Source organism: Xenorhabdus budapestensis, assembly GCF_002632465.1.
Taxonomy (GTDB): Bacteria; Pseudomonadota; Gammaproteobacteria; order Enterobacterales; family Enterobacteriaceae; genus Xenorhabdus; species Xenorhabdus budapestensis.
In genome coordinates this window covers 1-449 of sequence record NZ_NIBS01000150.1, presented here as the reverse complement: position 1 = coordinate 449, position 449 = coordinate 1, and the positions used below count along the sequence as shown (strand labels likewise).

The window sequence follows — 449 nt, the reverse complement described above, 5'->3', positions numbered from 1 at the left end:
GATTGCTCAGGCCAAATCCCATCAGGATATACCGTTCGAGCAGTTGGTTGACGCCCTTGGGGTTGAGCGGGATGCGTCCCGTCATCCTATTTTTCAGGTGCTGTTCGGGCTGCAAGACACTGGGAAAATACTACAAACAGCCACAGATTTACCGTTTAGCCCAGTGCAGTTGGATGATTCTCTGTATAGTCCGGCTAAGTTTGACCTGAGTTTGTTTATTGCTGATAACCCAGCCTGCCTGACAGGGGTGATCAATTACGCTGTCAGCCTGTTTGATGAAACGACAATAGCCCGGATGGCGGCAAGTTATCAGCAGGTACTCGCCGCGTTTGTGGCAGATCCGCAGCAACCCTTGAGCCGCATTGATGTGTTATCTGCGCAGGAACGTCATACCCTGCTGTATGGCTGGAACCAGACGGACAGGCCCTGCCCGTCAAATACCCTGCAAC

1 protein-coding gene is annotated in these 449 nt (G+C 52.3%); it reads left to right on the top strand.

From position 1 onward, the window contains the following. Positions 1–449 (top strand): condensation domain-containing protein (locus Xbud_RS19375; RefSeq protein ID WP_211283564.1); only part of this gene is annotated, 449 nt, incomplete at both ends.